Annotated in this window: 4 protein-coding genes; 3 read left to right on the top strand and 1 reads right to left on the bottom strand. The window is 72.4% G+C overall.

Annotation, left to right across the window (positions count from 1 at the left end; genetic code table 11):
- The first annotated feature begins 318 nt into the window (after nucleotides 1-318).
- Nucleotides 319-1,584, top strand: coding sequence for an FAD binding domain-containing protein (locus AC1MIR_RS02340; protein ID WP_480026576.1), 1,266 nt, complete (start codon nucleotides 319-321; stop codon nucleotides 1,582-1,584).
- Here the strand turns inward: AC1MIR_RS02340 and AC1MIR_RS02335 are convergent.
- A complete protein-coding gene (locus tag AC1MIR_RS02335) occupies nucleotides 1,509-1,928 on the bottom strand; it encodes a VOC family protein (protein ID WP_480026575.1) in 420 nt (139 codons plus the stop codon). The genes AC1MIR_RS02340 and AC1MIR_RS02335 overlap by 76 nt on opposite strands.
- 56 nt (nucleotides 1,929-1,984) lie before the next feature.
- On the opposite strand from AC1MIR_RS02335, the gene AC1MIR_RS02330 reads away from it, so the two are divergent.
- Both AC1MIR_RS02330 and AC1MIR_RS02325 read left to right on the top strand, forming a co-directional pair.
- Nucleotides 1,985-2,692 carry an RraA family protein gene (locus tag AC1MIR_RS02330; protein ID WP_480026574.1) on the top strand — a complete coding sequence of 236 codons (708 nt, stop codon included), beginning with the start codon at nucleotides 1,985-1,987 and terminating at the stop codon, nucleotides 2,690-2,692.
- A 113-nt stretch (nucleotides 2,693-2,805) separates the two neighbouring features.
- Nucleotides 2,806-3,375 (top strand): fasciclin domain-containing protein, encoded by a 570-nt coding sequence (locus AC1MIR_RS02325; protein ID WP_480026573.1) that lies wholly within the window; start codon nucleotides 2,806-2,808, stop codon nucleotides 3,373-3,375.
- Nucleotides 3,376-3,405 lie beyond the last annotated feature (30 nt).

The raw sequence follows: 3,405 nt of genomic DNA, 5'->3' as shown, positions 1-3,405 counted from the left end.
GGTCCGGCCCCGGCGGCCGCGGCCGGCCTGGCGGCGGGGCCCGAGGCCCACCGCTTGGGCCGCCTTCGCGGCGGCCGCCTCATGCGGCGGCGCGACGAAGGCCACCGGCTCGGTCGCGCAGGCGGCGCAGATCAGCGCGAGGCCAAGGGCAGGCAGGATGAGGGGCATGGACACGGCGCGGTCCTTGAAGTGGCTTCAACCGGAAGATGATTGCGCGCGACCGGGCCCGGTGCAACGGAACGGATCCGGCCGGCTGCAACATGTCGCCGGCGATCCCGCCCCCTCGACCGCGGCGCGGGGTTTGCTTAACTCCGCGTCATGACCGCCACGCCCATCGCCTTCACGCTGAACGGCCGCATGCAGACGCTGCCGGCCGGGACCTCGCCCACCACCTCGCTGCTGGACTGGCTGCGCGGTGCCGCCAGCCTGACCGGGACCAAGGAGGGCTGCGCGGAGGGCGATTGCGGCGCCTGCACCGTGGTGCTGGAGGGGGCTGACGGCACGCGCACGCCCATCAATGCCTGCCTGACGCTGCTCGGCCAGGTGCATGGCCGGGCGGTGCGCACCGTGGAAGGGCTGCGCGGGCCGGATGGCGCGCCGCACCCGATCCAGGTCGCGATGGCGGAAAGCGACGGCACGCAGTGCGGCTTCTGCACGCCGGGGATCGTGATGTCGGCCTGGGCGCATGCCCGCATCGGCGGGGAGGTGCATGAGGCGCTGGCCGGTAATCTTTGTCGTTGCACCGGCTACCGCCCGATCGTCGAGGTTTTTTCGGGCGTCGTGGACGATGGCGGCGCCGCGTTCCCGATTGTCCCGCCGGCCTCCGCGCGGTTCGAGGCGCCGGGGCAGGTGTTCTGGGCGCCGGCGACGCTGCCCGAGTTGCTGGCGCTGCGCGCGGCGCATCCCGGGGCCTGGCTGCTGGCGGGCGGCACCGATCTCGGGCTGCGCGTCTCGGACCACCGGGAAGTGCCGGCGGTGGTGATCTGCCTGCTGAACGTGCCCGACCTGCACGCGGTGGAGGCTTCGGCGGAGGGGCTGAGGCTTGGCGCGGCGGTGTCCTATGCGCGGCTGCTCGATCTCTGCCGGGCGGAGGCGGGGTTCGGGCCGCTGGCGGCGCTGCTGGCGCGGCTGGGATCGCGGCAGATCCGCGGGCTCGGCACGCTGGGCGGCAATCTCGGCACGGCCTCGCCGATCGGGGATGCGCTGCCGCCGCTGGTGGCGCTGGGGGCGACGGTGACACTGGCCTCGCTGCGCGGCGAGCGGGAGATGCCGGTGGCGGAGTTCCTCACCGGCTATCGCACCAACGCGCTGGCGGCGGATGAGGTGATCCTGCGCGTGTTCATCCCGCGCCCGGCGCCGGACGCGCTGTTCACGTCCGAAAAAATCAGCAAGCGGCATGACCAGGACATCGCGACGGTCGGCGCGGCGATGCTGGTGCGCGTCGCAGCGGGGGTGGGGGGGGGGGGGGGCGGGGGGGGGGGCCTCGGCCCGCAATGCGGGCCGCCTGATCAGGCCCGCCGCGGACCTCGTCCTTGCGGATACGGCCAGCGCGGATCGTTGAACTCCTGCATCTCCAGCCAGTAGCCCTCGGGATCCTTGAAGAAGCAGGAATACACGGTGCGCCCGCCCAGCATGTTCGGCGGCCCGTCGAACGCCACGCCCTTCGCCTTGAAATAGGCATAGGCCTGCTCGACGTCCTCGACGAGGAAGGTGAACATCATCCCCTTGGTGCCGCGCGGCCGGCCTTCCTTGTTGCAGACGCCGAGGAAGCCCGTCGGGCTCACCCGGAACACGCGGCACACGCCCTGGTCCAGCACCTGCGGCAGCTCCAGCACGTCGCGATAGAAACTCGAGAGCCGATCGAGGTCGTCGGTGTACAGCCAGACGACGTTCTGCTCGATGAACGGCTTCCGCGCGGCCTGATCCATGTGACACCCTCTCCCGACACGCCTGCGCAGCTTGGCGGGAAGGAGACACGCCGGCAATGACACCCCTGCCCGAGGCGCTCCGCGCGAAACTCGCCGCGCTGCCGGTGCCGACGCTCTCCGCCGTGCTCTATGCGCGCGGGCTGCGCAGCCGCTTCCTGCACGGCGTGATGCCCGCCAACCCGGACGCGCCGCGCATGGTCGGCCCCGCCTGGACCATCCGCGCCATCCCGGTGCGCGAGGACATGCGCGACACCGTGGCCCGCGGCGAGGCGCCGAACTTGCACCGCGCCTTCTTCGCCGCCGCGCCGGAAGGCGCCGTGCTGGTCTGCGCCACCGGCGGCGCGGCGCATGTCTCGGTGCTGGGCGACATCATCGCCGGTGCGCTGGCGCGGCGCGGCGTCGCGGGCGTGGTGGTGGACACGGGCGTCGCCGACCTGCCCGCCGTCGCGGCCATCCCGTTGCCGGTCTTCCATGCCGGAGGCTCGGCGCCGGTGCCGTCCGGCGCGGCGGTGATGGTCGTGGATGGCGGGCTGCCGGTCGGGCTCGGCGCCGTCGCGGTCTTCCCCGACGACGTGATGGTCGGCGATGCCTGCGGCGTGGTGTGCATCCCGCGCGGCATCGCCGAGGAGGTCGCCGAGGAAGCCGCAGCGAAGCGCGACTTCGAGGCCTGGGTGGAGGCGGAGATCGAAGCGGGCGCCTCTCTCGAAGGTCTCTACCCGCCGGATGCCGCGACGCGGGCGCGCTACGCGGCGCAGCGGCGGTGATGCGTGGCGGCAACGCTGCGGAAGAGAGTGACGAGGACGTCGCTGCAGCCTCCGGAACCGAGACGGTTGCAGCTAGGCTCACGCCGCCATCACGGCAGAGAAAAGGAATCGAGATGATCCTCGGCTACGCGGTCACGCGCCGCGCCTGTCTTTCCCTCGGCGCGCTGACGACGCTCGCCGCCTGCGGCGGCGGCACGCCGCAGGTGCAGAGCCAGCCGGCCCGCAACATCATGGAAGTGCTCGCCTCCGACAGCAGCTTCGGCCGCTTCATCGAGGTCGCCAATCGCGGCGGCATCGGCCAGACGCTGGCTGGCCCCGGCCCCTACACGGTCTTCGTCTTCACCGGTTCCGGCTGGGACAGCTTGCCGGTCTTCGCGCGGCAGCAGCTGATGTCCGGCAGCGAGCTGACCCGCACCCAGGCGCTGGTGAACAACCTGATCGTGGACGGCAAGCACAGCATCGCCTCGCTCGGCGGCCAGAAGCGTGAATTCACCACGCGCAACGGCTCCCGCCTGACGGTGGACCCGAGCAATGCGGAGCGCATCACGGTGGAGGCCTCGGGCGGTCGCGCGCAGGGCATCGGCACCGCCACCGTCGGGCTGCGCTCGGCACATCTGGTGCGCCAGGACATCGAGGCCTCGAACGGCATCATCCACGTGCTGAGCGACATCATCGTGCCTTAGCCGCGGCGTGCGTCCCGGCGCGCCGCGCGG

Source organism: Falsiroseomonas sp. RANM36 (assembly GCF_056682175.1).
Note: the sequence above shows the minus strand (reverse complement) of the source record. Positions and strands in the feature narration are given on the sequence as shown.

Excerpts from the sequence above, each read along its gene's own strand:
- AC1MIR_RS02325 (WP_480026573.1), top strand. The coding sequence starts at position 2,806 with ATGATCCTCGGCTACGCGGTCACGCGCCGCGCCTGTCTTTCCCTCGGC.
- AC1MIR_RS02340 (WP_480026576.1), top strand. The coding sequence starts at position 319 with ATGACCGCCACGCCCATCGCCTTCACGCTGAACGGCCGCATGCAGACG.
- AC1MIR_RS02330 (WP_480026574.1), top strand. The coding sequence starts at position 1,985 with ATGACACCCCTGCCCGAGGCGCTCCGCGCGAAACTCGCCGCGCTGCCG.
- AC1MIR_RS02335 (WP_480026575.1), bottom strand. The coding sequence starts at position 1,928 with ATGGATCAGGCCGCGCGGAAGCCGTTCATCGAGCAGAACGTCGTCTGG.